This window comes from Dermacoccus sp. Ellin185 (assembly GCF_000152185.1).
In the GTDB taxonomy this organism is placed as follows: Bacteria; Actinomycetota; Actinomycetes; order Actinomycetales; family Dermatophilaceae; genus Dermacoccus; species Dermacoccus nishinomiyaensis.
On sequence record NZ_AEIQ01000088.1, the window covers coordinates 43242 to 59209 of the forward strand.

The following is a 15968-nucleotide window of genomic DNA, read 5'->3' on the forward strand; positions in this document are numbered from 1 at the left end:
CGCTCGCATTCACCGCGTTGACGTCGAGGCAACGGTCGCGATGGGCTCAGGATGCCCCATCGAGGTCAGCCGCCGAACGCATGACGCGCGACGCCGCATCGCGCGCCGCGAACTGATCGGGGCTCGGGTAGCTGACCTCCTCGAGGCACAGCCCGTGCGGCGGCATCACGACGACGCCCGGGTCGCGTCGCCCCGCCGTCAGCACCTGCGCGGGCCAGTCGATCGGGCGACGCCCCTCCCCCACGGGCACGACGCCGCCGATGAGGGCCCGCACCATCGAGTGGCAGAACGCGTCGGCCTCCAACCGCGCGGTTAGCACGCCGTCCGCCTCGCGCGTCCACGCGTAGTCGAGCAGCGTGCGGATCGTCGTCGCACCCTCGCGGGGCTTGCAGTAGGCCGCGAAGTCGTGCAACCCGATGAGCAGGGCCGACGCGGCGTTCATCGCGTCGACGTCCAGGGTTCGCTTGACGACGACGGTGTCGCGCCGGCGAAGCGGGTCGAGGCGCGCCGCATCGTCGAGCAGGCGATAGCTGTAGCGGCGCTTCAGCGCCGAGAAGCGAGCATCGAAACTCGCGGGCTGCTCACTGGCGGCCTTGACGACGACGTCCCCCGCCAGGACGCCGTTGAGGCGCGTGACGAGCGCCTGCGCGGGCGCACGCTCGCTTCGCCCCGGCAGCGCAGCCCACGCGTCGGCGTCGATGTCGCCGTGGCACACCCCACCGCGCGCGTGGACGCCGGCGTCGGTGCGCCCGGCCACCGTCAGCCGGACGTCCTCGCGGCGCAGGACGCGCGTGAGCGCACCCGTCAGTTCTTCCTCGACAGTGCGACGTCCGGGCTGGCGGGCCCACCCCGAGAAGTCGGTGCCGTCGTAGGCGAAGTCGATCCTGAAACGCATGCCGCCCAACCTATCCCGCGAACTCGAGCCCGGACGCGACGATGCCCGCCTCCCCCGAGGAGGAAGCGGGCATCGTGCGTGACAGGTCGATCAGGCGTCGCCGTCAGCCTTCGAGGCACCGCCGGACGTCTCCGTCGCGGCAGGGGTCTCGGGCGTGACGTCCGCTGCCGGAGCGGCCGCAGCGTCTTCCTTGACCGCGCGCTGCGTGGCGGCCTCGGCCTCCTTGACCGTCGACTGCTTCGCGGAGTAGGCCTCGCGAACCAGTTCGATGACGACCATGGGGGCGTTGTCGCCCTTGCGCGGCGCGATCTTGGTGATGCGCGTGTAGCCGCCGGGACGCTCGGCCATGTCGGGTGCGATCTCCGTGAAGAGACGGTGCACGGCCGACTTGTCCGAGATCTTGCGCATCACGCGTCGACGCGAGGCGAGGTCGCCGCGCTTGCCGAACGAGATGAGGCGCTCGGCGTACGGACGCAGGCGCTTGGCCTTCGCCTCCGTCGTCGTGACGCGGTCGTGGGTGAACAGCTGAGTGGCCATGTTGGCCATGATCAGCCGCTCGTGCGACGGGCTGCCGCCGACGCGGGCGCCCTTCGTGGGGGTAGGCATGTTTTCTCCTTGGTCTACCGGTCAGCTGCGAGAATGCTCAACTCAGCGAGCAGGCTCACCGCTGTACCGAAAAGCTGCTCAGTACTGCTCGTCCTCGGCGAGGTCCGCGCCGTCGGCGTCCTCGTCGTAGCGGTCGGCGATGACGCTGGCGTCGAACCCGGGCGGGCTGTCCTTCAGCTGAAGGCCCATGTCGCGCAGCTTGTCGGCGACCTCGTGGATCGACTTCGAACCGAAGTTGCGAATGTCGAGCAGGTCGGCCTCGCTGCGGGACACGAGTTCACCCACGGTGTGGATGCCCTCGCGCTTGAGGCAGTTGTAGGAGCGGACGGTGAGGTCGAGGTCCTCGATCGGCAGAGCGAGGTCCTCGGCGAGCGCTGCGTCGGTCGGGGACGGACCCATGTCGATGCCCTCGGCCTCGACGTTGAGCTCGCGCGCGAGACCGAACAGCTCGACGAGCGTGGAGCCGGCCGAAGCCATGGCGTCACGCGGGGCCATCGAGTTCTTCGTCTCGACGTCGACGATGAGCTTGTCGAAGTCGGTGCGCTGCTCGACACGCGTGGCCTCGACCTTGTAGGTCACGGCCAGCACCGGCGAGTAGATGGAGTCGACCGGGATGCGGCCGATCTCCTGCTCCGCCGACTTGTTCAGCGCCGCCGAGACGTAGCCGCGGCCGCGCTCGACCGTCAGCTCCATCTCGATGCTGCCCTTGTCGTTCAGCGTCGCGATCTCGAGGTCGGGGTTGTGCACCTCGACACCGGCCGGGGGCGCGATGTCAGCAGCGGTGACGACACCCGCGCCCTGCTTGCGCAGGTACATCACGACGGGCTCGTCGTGCTCCGAGGAGACGACCAGACCCTTGATGTTGAGGATGACCTCGGTGACGTCTTCCTTGACGCCGGGGATCGTCGAGAACTCGTGCTGGACGCCGTCGATGCGGATGCTGGTGACGGCGGCACCCGGGATGCTCGAGAGCAGGGTGCGGCGGAGCGAGTTGCCGAGCGTGTAGCCGAAACCCGGCTCCAGGGGCTCGATGACGAACCGCGAACGGCTCTCGGAAACCACGTCCTCGGAGAGCGTGGGGCGCTGTGCGATGAGCACTCTCGTTGTCCTTTCCTACGGCGACCACTATTTGACGCCGGGTGAACGAGCAGGAATCGAGTCCTGCGCCGGTGCGAGCTCTGTCTCTCGGACCGGCAGGTGGAAGGTGGCGCCTCACGCGGCGCGAAGCGCCACCTTCCGATGCGAAGCTCGGATCAGTTCTTCGAGTAGAGCTCGACGATGAGCTGCTCGGTGAGCTGGCTGTCGATCTGCTCGCGCGTCGGGAGCTGGTGGATCAGCACCTGCAGCGTGCCCGGGACGACGTGCAGCCACGCCGGAACGGGACGCTCGCCGAACGTCTCGCGAGCGAGCTGGATCGGGAACGCCTCGCGCGACTTCTCACGGACCGTGATGATGTCGTACTGCTCGACGCGGTAGGACGGGACGTCGACGCGCACGCCGTTGACCTCGAAGTGACCGTGCGTGACGAGCTGGCGAGCAGCGCGACGCGTGCGGGCGAGGCCGGCGCGGTAGATGACGTTGTCGAGGCGGGACTCGAGGATGATGAGCAGGTTCTCACCGGTCTTGCCGGGGCGGCGCGCCGCCTCCTTGTAGTACCGGACGAACTGCTTCTCCATGACGCCGTAGGTGAAGCGGGCCTTCTGCTTCTCCTGCAGCTGGTGGAGGTACTCCTTCTCCTGGATTCGACCGCGGCCGTGCTGGCCGGGCGGGAAGGGGCGCATCTCGAAGTTCTTGTCACCACCGACGAGGTCGGTCTTGAGTCGACGCGACTTCTTGGTGATCGGGCCGGTGTAACGGGCCATGTGGGGTGTCTCCTAGTTCGTCTTCGTTCGCGGTGTCTGGGTGATCAGACGCGGCGACGCTTGGGCGGGCGGACGCCGTTGTGCGGCGTGGGCGTGACATCGCTGATCGCGCCGACCTCGAGGCCGGTCGCGGTGAGCGAGCGGATGGCGGTCTCACGACCGGAACCCGGGCCCTTGACGAAGACGTCGACCTTGCGCATGCCGTGGTCCATGGCACGACGCGCAGCGGCCTCGGCGGCCATCTGCGCTGCGTAGGGGGTCGACTTGCGGGAGCCCTTGAAGCCGACCTGGCCGGCGGACGCCCACGAGATCACGGCGCCGGTGGGGTCCGTGATGGAAACGATGGTGTTGTTGAACGTGCTCTTGATGTGGGCCTGGCCCGCAGCAACGTTCTTCTTCTCCTTGCGGCGCACCTTCTTGGCGCCCGCGGCCATACGGCTCTTGGGAGGCATAGTTCGAATCTCCTGTTTCGACGCTCAGTTGAGGAAGTAGTCGTGATCAGCCGAAGCTGCTCGACTCACTTGGCCTTCTTCTTGCCGGCCACGGTGCGCTTCGGGCCCTTGCGGGTACGAGCGTTCGTCTTGGTGCGCTGACCGTGCACGGGCAGGCCACGGCGGTGGCGCAGACCCTCGTAGCTTCCGATCTCCACCTTGCGGCGGATGTCGGCGGCGATCTCACGGCGCAGGTCACCTTCGAGGCGGAAGCTTGCCTCGAGGTGGTCACGCAGCTTGACGAGTTCTTCCTCGGTGAGGTCGCGGACGCGCGTGTCCGGGTTGACGCCGGTCGCGGCCAGCGTCTCCTGGGCACGGGTACGCCCGACGCCGAAGATGTAGGTGAGGCCGACCTCGACGCGCTTCTCGCGCGGCAGGTCGACACCGATGAGACGTGCCATGTGTTCTCCTGATCATGAGCGGAGGTCTGGGGCAGCACCGTTCCCGCTATGGCGTGAGCCTCGATGCTCGTGATGAGCGGTGGGACTCGCGGGTCCTCGGCCTCCGCGCCGAGGGTGACGTCCACTGGCGTGTCTCTGGATCAGATCGCTCTGAGAGATCTCGACGATTCATCCTGTCGGATCCTCGTCAGAGCCCAGTGGGGCCGGGTGCTGCAGTTTTCATGTGTTGCGTCCTGGTGAAGACGCTGTGAGCTGGTGCTCGGTGGATCAGCCCTGGCGCTGCTTGTGGCGCAGGTTCTCGCAGATCACCATGACTCGGCCGTTGCGGCGAATCACCTTGCACTTGTCACAGATCTTCTTGACGCTCGGCTGAACCTTCATCTGCCTGCTGTCTTGTCGATCGCGCTCTCGACACACCGACACGCTGCGACCATGCGGACGCAGCGCGGGGAGCGAGAACTGGGTTGAATCAGCGGTAACGGAAGACGATACGGCCGCGGGTCAGGTCATAGGGCGAGAGCTCGACGACGACCCGGTCCTCGGGGAGGATCCGGATGTAGTGCTGACGCATCTTGCCCGAGATGTGAGCGAGAACCTTGTGACCGTTCGTGAGCTCGACCCGGAACATCGCGTTCGGGAGAGCCTCGACGATCGTGCCCTCGATCTCGATGACACCGTCCTTCTTGGCCATAGCCTCCGCATTTCGCTTCACGAAACCGCCCCGGATGGGCGGAATCTGTTGGCCGGCCCGTCGCACCGCGTGACGCTGGGCGTCACCTACCACGACAGACCGTCCCTCAGTCTACGAGACGCGCACGGCTTCCCCAAATCGCGTCGACCCACCTCCAGTCCGATGAGAGGGGCTCGAGCGACGGCGACCTCGACGGCGCCGCGTCCACGTGGGCCCTCAGTCGTCGAGGCCGCCGTACAACCCGAGCGGCTCGAGACGCGAACGTCCGCCGTCCTGCGCCGTCAGCACCCACAGGCCCCGCTCCGTCACCGCCACGGTGTGCTCGAAGTGCGCGGCGAGGGAGCCGTCGTCGGTCTTGACGGTCCAACCGTCGGCGAGCTCGTGCGTCTCGTACGTGCCGAGTGTGACCATCGGCTCAACGGCGACGACGAGACCGGGCTTCACCTTGGGCAGCCGCTCTGGCACCTCTTCGTTGTAGACCGTCGGCTCCTGGTGCAGCTCGCGCCCGATGCCGTGCCCCGTGTACCCGTCCACGATCTCGAAGTCAGCCAGCGCGCCGAGGTGAATGCGCAGGCAGTCCTCGACCGACGTGCCGACGTCATTGAGTCGGTGGCCTGGGATCACCGAGGTGATGCCGTGCCACATCGACAGCTCGGTGCTGAGCACGAGCGCTGCAACGGGATCCCCCTCGCCTGTCGCGACGACATCCTCGACGCCGAACTGCGCCCCCTCACCCGCATGCCGCGCCGCCACGCGGGTCGCGCCCACCGGCGACGACTCGTCGGCCCCGACGACGAACGTCAGCGCCGAATCGCCGTGCCACCCGTCGACGATCGCACCGCAGTCGAGCGACACGACATCACCGTCGTGGAGCACACGCTCCCCCGGGATGCCATGGACCACCTCGTCGTTGACCGAGATGCACAACGTGGCAGGAAAGCCGTGGTACCCGAGGAACGACGGCGTCGCACCGCGTTCGAGCATGTGGGCGTGGGCGATGGCGTCGACGTCCTTCGTCGTCATGCCCGCGCGCGTTCCGAGTGCCGACGCGCGAAGCGCCGAGCCGGTCACGAGACCGGCCCGGCGCATCGCGCGGATGTCGTCACTCGACTTGAAATCCAGTCGGGTGCGTCCGAACATCAGTTCTTCGCCGCCACCTCGTCGAGGGCGGCGTTGATGCGCGCCTCGACCTCATCGATCGAACCCATGCCGTCGACCTGGACGAGGAGGCCACGCTCGGTGTAGGCGGCGGCCAGCGGCGCCGTCTCGCGCACGTAGAGCTCCTGACGCTCGCGGATGACCTCTTCGGTGTCGTCCGCACGGCCCGACGTCTCGGCGCGCTTGAGCAGGCGCTGCACGAGCTCCTCGCCATCGACGGTGAGTTCCAGGGCCGCGTCGAGGGCCTGGCCCTTCGCCGCGAGCATCTCCTCGAGCGCGACGACCTGGCCCGCGGTGCGCGGGTATCCGTCGAGCAGGAAGCCGTTCGCGGCGTCCGCCTCGTCGAGACGGTTCTTGACGATCTCGTTCGTGATCTCGTCCGTGACGTAACCGCCGGAGGCCAAGATGTCCTTGACCTTGAGACCCAGCTCGGTCTCGTTCTTGATGTTGGTGCGGAAGATATCGCCGGTCGAGATGTGCGGGATGCCCCGACTTTCGGCCAGACGCTCCGCCTGCGTTCCCTTGCCTGCCCCGGGGGGTCCGAGAATGATGAGTCGCATTACCGCAAGAACCCTTCGTAGTTGTGCTGTTGCAGCTTGGAGTCGACCTGCTTGACGGTCTCCAGACCCACGCCGACGAGGATGAGGATGGACGCGCCACCGAACGGAACGTTCTGGTTCGCGTCGAAGAGCGCCAGCGCGATCAGGGGTAGCAGCGCGAGGAACGCGATGTAGATGGCGCCGACGGTGGTGATGCGCGTCAGGACGTAGTTGAGGTACTTGGCCGTCGCGGAGCCGGCGCGAACGCCCGGAATGAAGCTGCCGGCCTGCTTGAGGTTGTCCGCCACCTCGTCGGGCTGGTAGGTGATCGACACGTAGAAGAACGTGAAGAACAGGATCAGGACCGTGTAGATCGCCATGTAGACGGGGTGGTCGCCGCGCGCCAGGTAGGTGTTGATCCACTGCGCCCAACCGGGCGGATTCGTCTTGTTCGCCGCGAACTGCGAAACCATGACGGGCAGGGAGAGCAAGGACGTCGCGAAGATGATCGGGATGACGTTGGCCATGTTGACCTTCAGCGGGATGTACGTCGTCGTCCCGCCGTAGGAGCGACGTCCGACCATGCGCTTCGCGTATTGGACGGGGATGCGTCGCTGGCTGTTCTCCACGAAAACGACGGCGGTCGTCACGGCCAAGCACATGATGACCACGGCGATGAAACGCCCCCAGCCCTGGTTGTGGATCGCCCACAGACTCTGGGGCACGCGAGCGGCAACGGCGGTCAGGATGAGCAGCGACATACCGTTGCCGATACCCCGTTCCGTCACCTGCTCACCGAGCCACATGATGAGGCCGGTGCCGGCCGTCAGGGTCAGAATCATGAGCAGGACGGTCGGGATCGAGTCGTCCGTCATGATCGTCGAACACGTGGTCGGGCTACCACCGAGAATCGTCCACGGGCTACGAGCGGCGGTGATGAGCGTCGAACTCTGCAGGAGCGCTAGCGCGATCGCGAGATAGCGGGTGTACTGCGTCATCTTCGCCTGCCCGCTCTGGCCCTCCTTCTTGAGTGTCTCGAAACGCGGGATGACGACCGTCAACAACTGAATGATGATCGACGCGGTGATGTAGGGCATGATGCCGAGCGCGAAGATCGACAGCTGGAGCAGCGCGCCACCTGAGAACAGGTTCGCGAGCCCGAGGAGGCTGTTCGAACCACCGGCCGCGGCCTGACACTTGGCCACGAGATCGAAGCTGATCCCCGGCGTCGGAATGTGCGAACCGAGCCGGAACAACGCCATGATGGCCAGCGTGAACAGGATCTTGTTGCGCAGTTCGGGCGTCCGGAAGGCGCGTCCAAAACTGGTCAGCACAAAAACCTCCTGAGCCGTGACGCGTCACGGCTGAATACGTAAAGGGCTTGCCGGGTGGCCCCGACGACGGCGTCGCACCCGACGCGGGCGACCACCATCAACGAATAGACGATACCCTCCCCCGCGTCCCGACGACGAAAGAACCCCGCCGGGAGCACCACATCGTGGCACCCCGGCGGGGTCCTGTCTCAGACGCGTCACTCAGCGGTGACGGAACCGCCTGCGGCCTCGATCTTGTCCTTGGCCGTGGCCGAGAACTTCTGCGCCGTGACGTTCACCTTGACGGTGATGTCGCCAGTGCCGAGCACCTTGACGGGCTGGCCCTTGCGGACGGCACCCTTCTCCACGAGCGCCGCGACGTCGACGTCGCCGCCCTCGGGGAACAAGGTGGAGATCTTGTCCAGGTTCACGACCTGGTACTCGACCTTGAACGGGTTCTTGAAGCCGCGGAGCTTGGGCAGACGCATGTGCAGCGGCGTCTGACCACCCTCGAAGCGAGCGGGAACCTGGTAGCGAGCCTTCGTACCCTTGGTACCACGACCCGCGGTCTTGCCCTTGGAGCCCTCACCGCGACCCACACGGGTCTTCGCGGTCTTGGCACCCGGGGCGGGACGCAGGTTGTGGATCTTCAGGGCCGACCCGTTGGCCTTGGTGTCAGGCATTTTCAGTCAACCTCCTCGACGGTCACGAGGTGCGCGACCGCGCGGACCATGCCCCGAAACTCGGGGCGGTCCTCCTTGACGACCGTGTGGCCGATGCGCTTGAGGCCCAGCGAACGCAGGGTCTCACGGTGCTGCGGCTTGCCACCGATCTCGGAACGGATCTGGGTCACCTTGAGCTGAGCCATCACGCACCTGCCTTCTCGGCCATCGCGTGCTGCATCGCAGCGGGGACGACGTCGTCGATCGGCAGGCCACGGCGAGCGGCCACGGCCTCCGGACGCTCGAGACCCTTGAGGGCCGCGACCGTCGCGTGGACGATGTTGATCGAGTTGTCGGAGCCCAGGGACTTCGACAGCACGTCGTGGATGCCCGCGCACTCGAGGACGGCGCGTACCGGACCACCGGCGATGACACCGGTGCCGGGCGATGCCGGCTTCAGCAGGACGACGCCCGCCGCAGCCTCACCCTGAACGGGGTGCGGGATCGTGCCCTGGATGCGGGGGACGCGGAAGAAGTTCTTCTTCGCCTCCTCGACACCCTTGGCGATGGCCGCGGGAACTTCCTTGGCCTTGCCGTAGCCGACACCGACGGTGCCGTCACCGTCACCGACGACGACGAGGGCGGTGAAGCTGAAGCGACGACCACCCTTGACGACCTTGGCGACACGGTTGATGGTGACGACGTTCTCGACGTACTGGTTGCGCTCTTCCTCGCGACCGCGGCCGCGGCCGCCGTCACGACGACCGCCATCGCGGCGGTTGTCACGCTGGTTGTTGTCGCGCTCGCCGCCCGTCTGGGCGGTACCGGCGCCTCGACGCTGGGGTCCAGCCATCAGACATTCCTCTTCTCGGCGTTGTTCTGGTTGGTCATCACAGGCTCAGGCCACCTTCGCGGGCGCCGTCGGCGATCGCGGCGACGCGGCCGGCGTAGCGGTTGCCGCCACGGTCGAACACGACTGCCTCGATGCCCTGGGCCTTCGCACGCTCGGCCACGAGTTCGCCGACCTTGCGGGCCTTGGCGGACTTGTCACCCTCGAACGTGCGCAGGTCGGCTTCCATGGTGGACGCGGACGCGACGGTCTTGCCGACCGTGTCGTCGACGACCTGGACGAAGACGTGACGGCTGGAACGCGAGACGACCAGGCGCGGGCGAACCGCGGTCCCCGTGACCTTCTTGCGCAGGCGCAGGTGACGACGGCCGCGAGCTGCGGACTTGCTCGTCGAACGCTTGACGATCTTTGCCATGGCTTACTTACCAGCCTTTCCGACCTTGCGGCGGATGTGCTCGCCTTCGTAGCGGACACCCTTCGCCTTGTACGGGTCGGGCTTGCGCAGCTTGCGGATGTTGGCCGAGACCTCACCGACGAGCTGCTTGTCGATACCGGAGACCGAGAAGCGGGTCGGGTTCTCGACGACGAACGTGATGCCCTCGGGGGCCTTCACGAGGATCGGGTGCGAGTAGCCGAGCGCGAACTCGAGGTCGCTGCCCTTCGCCGTGACGCGGTAACCCGTGCCGTGGATCTCGAGCTTCTTGGTGTAGCCGTCGGTGACACCGACGACCATGTTGTTGATCAGGCTCCGCGTCAGTCCGTGACGGGCGCGAGCGTCGCGCTCGTCGTTGGGTCGCGTCACCTCGACGGATCCGTCCTCGCCCTTGGCGACGGTGATCGGCGCGGGAACCGTCAGGTCAAGGCTGCCCTTGGGGCCCTTAACCGTGACGTCCTGGCCGTCGATGGTCACCTCGACACCGGACGGGACAGGAACCGGGAGACGTCCAATACGTGACATCTGTTTCTCCTCCTAATTCCTGATTACCAGACGTAGGCGAGGACTTCCCCGCCAACACCCTTGGCCGCCGCCTGCTTGTCGGTGAGCAGACCGGAGGACGTGGAAAGAATGGCAATGCCGAGGCCACCGAGAACCTTGGGGAGGTTGGTGGACTTGGCGTAGACGCGAAGGCCGGGCTTCGAGACGCGGCGCACTCCGGCGATGGAGCGCTCACGGTTCGGGCCGTACTTCAGGTTGATCGTGAGCGTCTGGCCGACGCGGGCTTCTTCGACGGTCCAGCCGGCGATGTAACCCTCGCGTTCGAGAATCTCAGCGATGTGGGACTTCAGCTTCGAGAACGGCATGGACGTCGAGTCGTGGTGCGCCGAGTTGGCGTTCCGGACTCGCGTCAACATGTCCGCGATCGGGTCGGTCATGGTCATTGGGCTTCTCCGCCCTTCCTCACCGGGGTTTCAACCCGCGTGTGTTGGGTCGACCTACGGTGTAGAACGAACTAATGAAAGTGGTGGGTTCTTACCAGCTGGACTTGGTCACGCCCGGCAGTTCGCCGGCGTGTGCCATCTCGCGCAAGCAGATGCGGCACAGGCCGAACTTGCGGTAGACCGAGTGCGGGCGGCCGCAGCGCTGGCAGCGCGTGTAGCCACGAACCTTGAACTTCGGCTTGGCGTTCGCCTTGTTGATCAGTGCGGTCTTCGCCATCGTCACTTCTCCTTGAACGGGAATCCGAGGGCGCGCAGCAGGGCGCGGCCTTCGTCGTCGTTCGCGGCGGTTGTCACGACGGTGATGTCCATGCCGCGGACGCGGTCGATCTTGTCCTGGTCGATCTCGTGAAACATCGACTGCTCGTTCAGACCGAACGTGTAGTTGCCGTTGCCGTCGAACTGCTTCGGCGACAGGCCGCGGAAGTCGCGGATACGCGGCAGCGCAACCGAAACGAGGCGGTCGAGGAACTCCCACATGCGGTCGCCGCGCAGCGTGACGTGCGCGCCGATCGGCATGCCCTCACGCAGCTTGAACTGGGCGATCGACTTGCGTGCCTTGGTGACAGCCGGCTTCTGGCCGGTGATGGCCTCGAGGTCGCGGATGGCGCCCTCGATCAGCTTGCTGTCCTTCGCGGCGTCGCCGACACCCATGTTGACGACGACCTTGACGACACCCGGAACCTGCATCGCGTTGGCGAAGTTGAACTCGCCCTGCAGCTGGCCCTTGATCTCGTCCTGGTAGCGCGTCTTCAGACGCGGGGTGGTCTTTGTGGTCTCAGACATCACAGGTCCTTACCGGAACGCACGGACACGCGGGTACGCACGGTCTTGGTCTTGCCGTCGCGCTCGACCTGCTCGACGCGGGTGCGCACACGGGTGGGCTTGTTCGTCTCCGGGTCGACGAGGGCCACGTTCGAGACGTGGATCGGCGCCTCGACGACCGTGAGGCCGCCAGTGCCGGCACCGGGCTGACCGGCCTTGACGTGCTTCGTGACGCGGTTGATGCCCTCGACGAGGACGCGCTGCGTCTCCGGGAACACGGCGATGACCTTGCCCTGCTTGCCCTTGTCGCCGCCATTCTTCTCGGAACGGCCGCTGATGACCTGGACGAGGTCGTTCTTCTTGATCTTCATCTTGGCCACCATGGTTCAGAGCACCTCCGGGGCAAGCGAAATGATCTTCATGAACTTCTTGTCGCGCAGTTCACGGCCGACGGGGCCGAAGATGCGCGTACCACGCGGGTCGCCGTCACCCTTGAGGATGACTGCCGCGTTCTCGTCGAAGCGGATGTAGGAGCCGTCTGCACGACGGCGCTCCTTCTTGGTGCGAACGATGACGGCCTTGACGACGTCACCCTTCTTGACATTGCCACCGGGGATGGCGTCCTTGACGGTGGCCACGATGGTGTCACCGATGCCGGCGTACCGGCGGCCAGAACCGCCGAGCACGCGGATGCACAGGATCTCCTTGGCACCGGTGTTGTCGGCGACACGAAGTCGCGACTCCTGCTGAATCACAGTTTCTACTCCTGTCGTCTCACTGGTTCTCGCCCGATCTGAGCGAGCCTTGCGGAACGTTTAATGGTCTCACACCGATCGGCGCACGCGAAAACCGGGAGAGTCCCCCGCGCCGGTGGGGCGACGACGAGATCGCCGCCCCACCGATGACGGGCGTGGACTTCCCGGCTACGCGCGTGCCTCGCGGCTTACTTGGCGCGCTCGAGGATCTCGACGACGCGCCAACGCTTCGTTGCCGAGAGCGGGCGGGTCTCCATGATGAGAACGCGGTCGCCGATGCCGGCGCTGTTGTTCTCGTCGTGGGCCTTCACCTTGCTGCTGCGGCGCATGACCTTGCCGTACAGGGCGTGCTTGACGCGGTCCTCGACCTCGACGACGACGGTCTTGTCCATCTTGTCGCTGACGACGTAACCCTGACGCGTCTTGCGGTAGTTGCGCTCTGCCTGCTCGGTCACAGCGGTCTCCTGCTTGTCAGTCATGGTCAGCCAACCTTCTCATCACGGCCGATGTTGAGCTCGCGCTCACGCATCTCCGTGTAGATGCGCGCGATGTCCGTGCGAACGGAACGCAGACGGGCCGAGCTCTCGAGCTGGCCGGTGGCCGACTGGAAGCGCAGGTTGAAGAGTTCCTTCTTCGCCTCTGCGAGCTTCTGCGTCAGCACCTCGTCCGTCATCTCGCGCAGTGCCTTCGGCTGCAGGTCTTCCGAACCCTTGGCCATCAGATGTCACCACCTTCACGCGCGACGAAGCGGCACTTCATCGGCAGCTTGTGCATCGCGAGACGCATGGCCTCGCGCGCAACCTCTTCGGACACACCGTTGACCTCGAACATGACGCGGCCCGGCTTGACGTTGGCGACCCACCACTCCGGCGAACCCTTACCGGAACCCATGCGGGTCTCGGCGGGCTTCTTCGTCAGCGGACGGTCCGGGTAGATGTTGATCCACACCTTTCCGCCACGCTTCATGTAGCGGGTCATCGCGATACGAGCGGACTCGATCTGACGGTTCGTGACGTAAGCCGGCTCGAGAGCCTGGATGCCGTAGTCACCGAACGTGACCTGCGTGCCGCCCTTGGCGGTGCCGCTGCGCTTCGGGTGGTGCTGCTTGCGGTGCTTCACTCGACGGGGAATGAGCATCAGGCTTCGCCTCCCTCAGTCTTGGCGGGCTCGGTGACCTCGGTCGTCGTCTCGCTGGTGACAGCGGTCTGCTCGGCGCGCTGGCCACGACCGCGCCCGCGCTCACCACGGTCGCCGCGCGGGCCGTCGTTGCGGCGGCCACGGGCCGGACGCTGCGGGGCGGCGGCCTGCTCACGAGCGAGCTCCTTGGCCGTCAGGTCGCCCTTGTAGATCCAGACCTTGACACCGATGCGGCCGAACGTCGTACGCGCCTCGTAGAAGCCGTAGTCGATGTTGGCGCGCAGCGTGTGCAGCGGCACACGACCTTCGCGGTAGAACTCCGAGCGCGACATCTCGGCGCCGCCGAGACGACCGGAGCACTGGACACGGATGCCCTTGGCGCCGGCGCGCTGCGCGGACATGATGCCCTTGCGCATCGCACGACGGAAGGACACGCGCGCCGAGAGCTGCTCGGCGATGCCCTGCGCGACGAGCTGAGCGTCGGCCTCGGGGTTCTTGACCTCGAGGATGTTCAGCTGAACCTGCTTGCCCGTGAGCTTCTCCAGGCGCGAGCGGAGGCGGTCGGCCTCGGCGCCGCGGCGGCCGATGACGATGCCCGGACGCGCCGTGTGGATGTCGACGCGAACACGGTCACGCGTGCGCTCGATGTCGACGCGTGCGATACCGGCGCGCTCCATGCCCTCGGACAGGAGCTTGCGGATCGCGACGTCTTCCTTGACGTAGTCGCTGTAGCGCTGGCCCGGCTTCGTCGAGTCGGCGAACCAGCGGCTCTTGTGCTCGGTCGTGATGCCGAGGCGGAAACCGTTCGGGTTGATCTTCTGACCCATCAGCGGTTACCTCCCTTCGAGTCGCGCTCGCCCACAACGATGGTGATGTGGCTCGTGCGCTTGAGGATGCGGCTCGCGCGGCCCTGGGCACGCGGGCGGAATCGCTTCATGGTCGGACCTTCGTCGACGAACGCGGTCGTGACGACCAGTGCGTTCTCGTCGAAGGGTGCGGAGTTCTTGTCCGCCGTGAAACGCGCGTTCGCAATGGCGCTGTTGAGCGTCTTGAGAACGGGCTCGCTGGCAGTCTGCGGAGCAAACTGCAGCAGAGCGATCGCGTCAGCGGCCTGCTTGCCACGGATCATGTCCACGACGCGGCGGGCCTTCATCGGCGTCACGCGGACGTGCCGCGCCTGCGCCTTGGCTTCCATCGCTGTCCCTTTACTTTCGTTCGTCATGTTGGGTTACCCCGCCGCGTCAGCGACGGCGACCCTTCTTGTCGTCCTTCTCGTGACCCTTGAAGGTACGAGTGGGAGCGAACTCACCCAACTTGTGGCCGACCATGCTCTCGGTCACGAAGACCGGAACGTGCTTGCGACCGTCGTGGACGGCCAGGGTGTGGCCGAGCATGTCCGGGGTGATCATCGAGCGGCGCGACCACGTCTTGATGACGCTCTGCGTGCCGGCTTCGTTCTGGGCATCGACCTTCTTCGCGAGGTGCTCGTCGACGAAGGGGCCCTTCTTGAGGCTACGAGGCATTTCGAAAGGCTCCTATCAGCGCTTCTTGCCAGTACGACGGCGACGCACGATGAGCTTGTCGCTGTCCTTGTTCGGGCGGCGGGTGCGGCCTTCCTTCTGGCCCCACGGGCTCACCGGGTTACGACCACCGGAGGTCTTGCCCTCACCACCACCGTGCGGGTGGTCCACCGGGTTCATCGCGACACCACGGACGGTCGGGCGCTTGCCCTTCCAGCGCATGCGGCCGGCCTTGCCCCAGTTGATGTTGCTCTGCTCGGCGTTGCCCACCTCACCGATCGTCGCGCGGCAGCGGACGTCGACGTTGCGGATCTCACCGGAGGGCATGCGCAGCTGGGCGTAGGGGCCGTCCTTCGCGACGAGCTGGACGCGAACACCCGCGGAACGGGCGATCTTCGCGCCGCCACCGGGGCGCAGCTCGACACAGTGGATGACGGTACCGACGGGGATGTTACGCATCGGCAGGTTGTTGCCGGGCTTGATGTCGGCCTCGGGACCGTTCTCGATGCGGTCGCCCTGCTTCAGCTTGTTCGGCGCGATGATGTAGCGCTTCTCGCCGTCGGCGTAGTGCAGCAGCGCGATGCGGGCGGTGCGGTTGGGGTCGTACTCGATGTGAGCGACCTTGGCCGGGATGCCGTCCTTGTCCGCGCGGCGGAAGTCGATCACACGGTAGGCGCGCTTGTGGCCACCACCGATGTGACGGGTCGTGATACGTCCGGAGGCGTTGCGGCCACCGGTCTTGGTCAGGGGGCGCACCAGCGACTTCTCGGGCGTGGAGCGAGTGATCTCGACGAAGTCGGCCACACTCGAGCCACGACGACCGGGGGTCGTGGGCTTGTACTTGCGAATAGCCATGGGTCTAAGTCGTCCTCAGTCTTGGATTGAT

Annotated in this window: 28 protein-coding genes; all 28 read right to left on the bottom strand. The window is 66.2% G+C overall.

What is annotated here, in order from left to right; all coding sequences use genetic code 11:
* Positions 1 to 46: 46 nt before the first annotated feature.
* The 28 genes from truA to rplB all read right to left on the bottom strand — a co-directional run bounded on the left by truA (position 47) and on the right by rplB (position 15937).
* The gene (truA, locus tag HMPREF0321_RS09570) at positions 47 to 895 is read right to left on the bottom strand and encodes a tRNA pseudouridine(38-40) synthase TruA (RefSeq protein WP_006946202.1); all 849 of its coding nucleotides are present in this window, start codon (positions 893 to 895) and stop codon (positions 47 to 49) included.
* Positions 896 to 985: 90 nt separating this feature from the next.
* On the bottom strand, positions 986 to 1501 hold the full coding sequence (gene rplQ / locus HMPREF0321_RS09575) for a 50S ribosomal protein L17 (RefSeq protein WP_006946084.1): 516 nt from the start codon (positions 1499 to 1501) through the stop codon (positions 986 to 988).
* Between the two features lie 78 nt (positions 1502 to 1579).
* Positions 1580 to 2599: a DNA-directed RNA polymerase subunit alpha gene (locus HMPREF0321_RS09580; RefSeq protein ID WP_006946192.1), complete on the bottom strand. Its 1020-nt coding sequence runs from the start codon at positions 2597 to 2599 to the stop codon at positions 1580 to 1582.
* 155 nt (positions 2600 to 2754) lie between these two features.
* On the bottom strand, positions 2755 to 3363 hold the full coding sequence (gene rpsD / locus HMPREF0321_RS09585; protein WP_006946058.1) for a 30S ribosomal protein S4: 609 nt from the start codon (positions 3361 to 3363) through the stop codon (positions 2755 to 2757).
* Positions 3364 to 3407: 44 nt separating this feature from the next.
* Positions 3408 to 3815: a 30S ribosomal protein S11 gene (gene rpsK / locus HMPREF0321_RS09590; protein WP_006946182.1), complete on the bottom strand. Its 408-nt coding sequence runs from the start codon at positions 3813 to 3815 to the stop codon at positions 3408 to 3410.
* Positions 3816 to 3880: 65 nt separating this feature from the next.
* A complete protein-coding gene (gene rpsM, locus HMPREF0321_RS09595; RefSeq protein WP_006946278.1) occupies positions 3881 to 4255 on the bottom strand; it encodes a 30S ribosomal protein S13 in 375 nt (124 codons plus the stop codon).
* A 267-nt stretch (positions 4256 to 4522) separates the two neighbouring features.
* Positions 4523 to 4636 carry a 50S ribosomal protein L36 gene (rpmJ, locus tag HMPREF0321_RS09600; RefSeq protein ID WP_006592630.1) on the bottom strand — a complete coding sequence of 38 codons (114 nt, stop codon included), beginning with the start codon at positions 4634 to 4636 and terminating at the stop codon, positions 4523 to 4525.
* A gap of 88 nt (positions 4637 to 4724) precedes the next feature.
* Complete coding sequence (gene infA / locus HMPREF0321_RS09605; RefSeq protein WP_006946284.1) at positions 4725 to 4946, bottom strand: translation initiation factor IF-1; 222 nt, start codon at positions 4944 to 4946, stop codon at positions 4725 to 4727.
* A 216-nt stretch (positions 4947 to 5162) separates the two neighbouring features.
* Complete coding sequence (locus HMPREF0321_RS09610; protein WP_006946128.1) at positions 5163 to 6086, bottom strand: M24 family metallopeptidase; 924 nt, start codon at positions 6084 to 6086, stop codon at positions 5163 to 5165.
* The gene (locus HMPREF0321_RS09615) at positions 6086 to 6664 is read right to left on the bottom strand and encodes an adenylate kinase (RefSeq protein ID WP_006946273.1); all 579 of its coding nucleotides are present in this window, start codon (positions 6662 to 6664) and stop codon (positions 6086 to 6088) included. Before HMPREF0321_RS09615 ends, HMPREF0321_RS09610 begins: the two co-directional genes overlap by 1 nt.
* On the bottom strand, positions 6664 to 7977 hold the full coding sequence (secY, locus tag HMPREF0321_RS09620) for a preprotein translocase subunit SecY (protein ID WP_006946158.1): 1314 nt from the start codon (positions 7975 to 7977) through the stop codon (positions 6664 to 6666). Before secY ends, HMPREF0321_RS09615 begins: the two co-directional genes overlap by 1 nt.
* 197 nt (positions 7978 to 8174) lie before the next feature.
* A complete protein-coding gene (gene rplO / locus HMPREF0321_RS09625; RefSeq protein WP_006946289.1) occupies positions 8175 to 8639 on the bottom strand; it encodes a 50S ribosomal protein L15 in 465 nt (154 codons plus the stop codon).
* 2 nt (positions 8640 to 8641) lie between these two features.
* Positions 8642 to 8824 (bottom strand): 50S ribosomal protein L30, encoded by a 183-nt coding sequence (gene rpmD / locus HMPREF0321_RS09630; protein WP_038567114.1) that lies wholly within the window; start codon positions 8822 to 8824, stop codon positions 8642 to 8644.
* Positions 8824 to 9471, bottom strand: a complete 648-nt coding sequence (gene rpsE / locus HMPREF0321_RS09635) for a 30S ribosomal protein S5 (RefSeq protein WP_006946277.1) — start codon at positions 9469 to 9471, stop codon at positions 8824 to 8826. The genes rpmD and rpsE overlap by 1 nt, the downstream gene beginning before the upstream one ends.
* 37 nt (positions 9472 to 9508) lie before the next feature.
* On the bottom strand, positions 9509 to 9883 hold the full coding sequence (gene rplR, locus HMPREF0321_RS09640) for a 50S ribosomal protein L18 (RefSeq protein WP_006946162.1): 375 nt from the start codon (positions 9881 to 9883) through the stop codon (positions 9509 to 9511).
* 3 nt (positions 9884 to 9886) lie between these two features.
* Complete coding sequence (gene rplF / locus HMPREF0321_RS09645; protein ID WP_006946061.1) at positions 9887 to 10426, bottom strand: 50S ribosomal protein L6; 540 nt, start codon at positions 10424 to 10426, stop codon at positions 9887 to 9889.
* Between the two features lie 23 nt (positions 10427 to 10449).
* Complete coding sequence (gene rpsH, locus HMPREF0321_RS09650; RefSeq protein WP_006946236.1) at positions 10450 to 10848, bottom strand: 30S ribosomal protein S8; 399 nt, start codon at positions 10846 to 10848, stop codon at positions 10450 to 10452.
* A gap of 91 nt (positions 10849 to 10939) precedes the next feature.
* Entirely contained in the window at positions 10940 to 11125 is a 186-nt protein-coding gene (locus HMPREF0321_RS09655) for a type Z 30S ribosomal protein S14 (RefSeq protein ID WP_006946078.1), read from the bottom strand.
* A 2-nt stretch (positions 11126 to 11127) separates the two neighbouring features.
* Positions 11128 to 11691, bottom strand: coding sequence for a 50S ribosomal protein L5 (rplE, locus tag HMPREF0321_RS09660; protein ID WP_006946222.1), 564 nt, complete (start codon positions 11689 to 11691; stop codon positions 11128 to 11130).
* Positions 11691 to 12053, bottom strand: coding sequence for a 50S ribosomal protein L24 (gene rplX / locus HMPREF0321_RS09665; RefSeq protein WP_006946282.1), 363 nt, complete (start codon positions 12051 to 12053; stop codon positions 11691 to 11693). Before rplX ends, rplE begins: the two co-directional genes overlap by 1 nt.
* A 3-nt stretch (positions 12054 to 12056) precedes the next feature.
* Complete coding sequence (gene rplN, locus HMPREF0321_RS09670) at positions 12057 to 12425, bottom strand: 50S ribosomal protein L14 (RefSeq protein WP_006946197.1); 369 nt, start codon at positions 12423 to 12425, stop codon at positions 12057 to 12059.
* A gap of 188 nt (positions 12426 to 12613) precedes the next feature.
* The gene (gene rpsQ, locus HMPREF0321_RS09675; protein ID WP_038567110.1) at positions 12614 to 12904 is read right to left on the bottom strand and encodes a 30S ribosomal protein S17; all 291 of its coding nucleotides are present in this window, start codon (positions 12902 to 12904) and stop codon (positions 12614 to 12616) included.
* Between the two features lie 2 nt (positions 12905 to 12906).
* Positions 12907 to 13143, bottom strand: coding sequence for a 50S ribosomal protein L29 (rpmC, locus tag HMPREF0321_RS09680; protein ID WP_006946167.1), 237 nt, complete (start codon positions 13141 to 13143; stop codon positions 12907 to 12909).
* Positions 13143 to 13562 (bottom strand): 50S ribosomal protein L16, encoded by a 420-nt coding sequence (rplP, locus tag HMPREF0321_RS09685; RefSeq protein ID WP_006946267.1) that lies wholly within the window; start codon positions 13560 to 13562, stop codon positions 13143 to 13145. The genes rpmC and rplP overlap by 1 nt, the downstream gene beginning before the upstream one ends.
* Complete coding sequence (gene rpsC, locus HMPREF0321_RS09690; RefSeq protein ID WP_006946142.1) at positions 13562 to 14389, bottom strand: 30S ribosomal protein S3; 828 nt, start codon at positions 14387 to 14389, stop codon at positions 13562 to 13564. The genes rplP and rpsC overlap by 1 nt, the downstream gene beginning before the upstream one ends.
* The gene (rplV, locus tag HMPREF0321_RS09695) at positions 14389 to 14757 is read right to left on the bottom strand and encodes a 50S ribosomal protein L22 (RefSeq protein WP_006946292.1); all 369 of its coding nucleotides are present in this window, start codon (positions 14755 to 14757) and stop codon (positions 14389 to 14391) included. Before rplV ends, rpsC begins: the two co-directional genes overlap by 1 nt.
* Before the next feature lie 46 nt (positions 14758 to 14803).
* A complete protein-coding gene (gene rpsS / locus HMPREF0321_RS09700; RefSeq protein WP_006946113.1) occupies positions 14804 to 15085 on the bottom strand; it encodes a 30S ribosomal protein S19 in 282 nt (93 codons plus the stop codon).
* 15 nt (positions 15086 to 15100) lie between these two features.
* Positions 15101 to 15937: a 50S ribosomal protein L2 gene (gene rplB, locus HMPREF0321_RS09705; RefSeq protein ID WP_006946059.1), complete on the bottom strand. Its 837-nt coding sequence runs from the start codon at positions 15935 to 15937 to the stop codon at positions 15101 to 15103.
* Between the last annotated feature and the right edge of the window lie 31 nt (positions 15938 to 15968).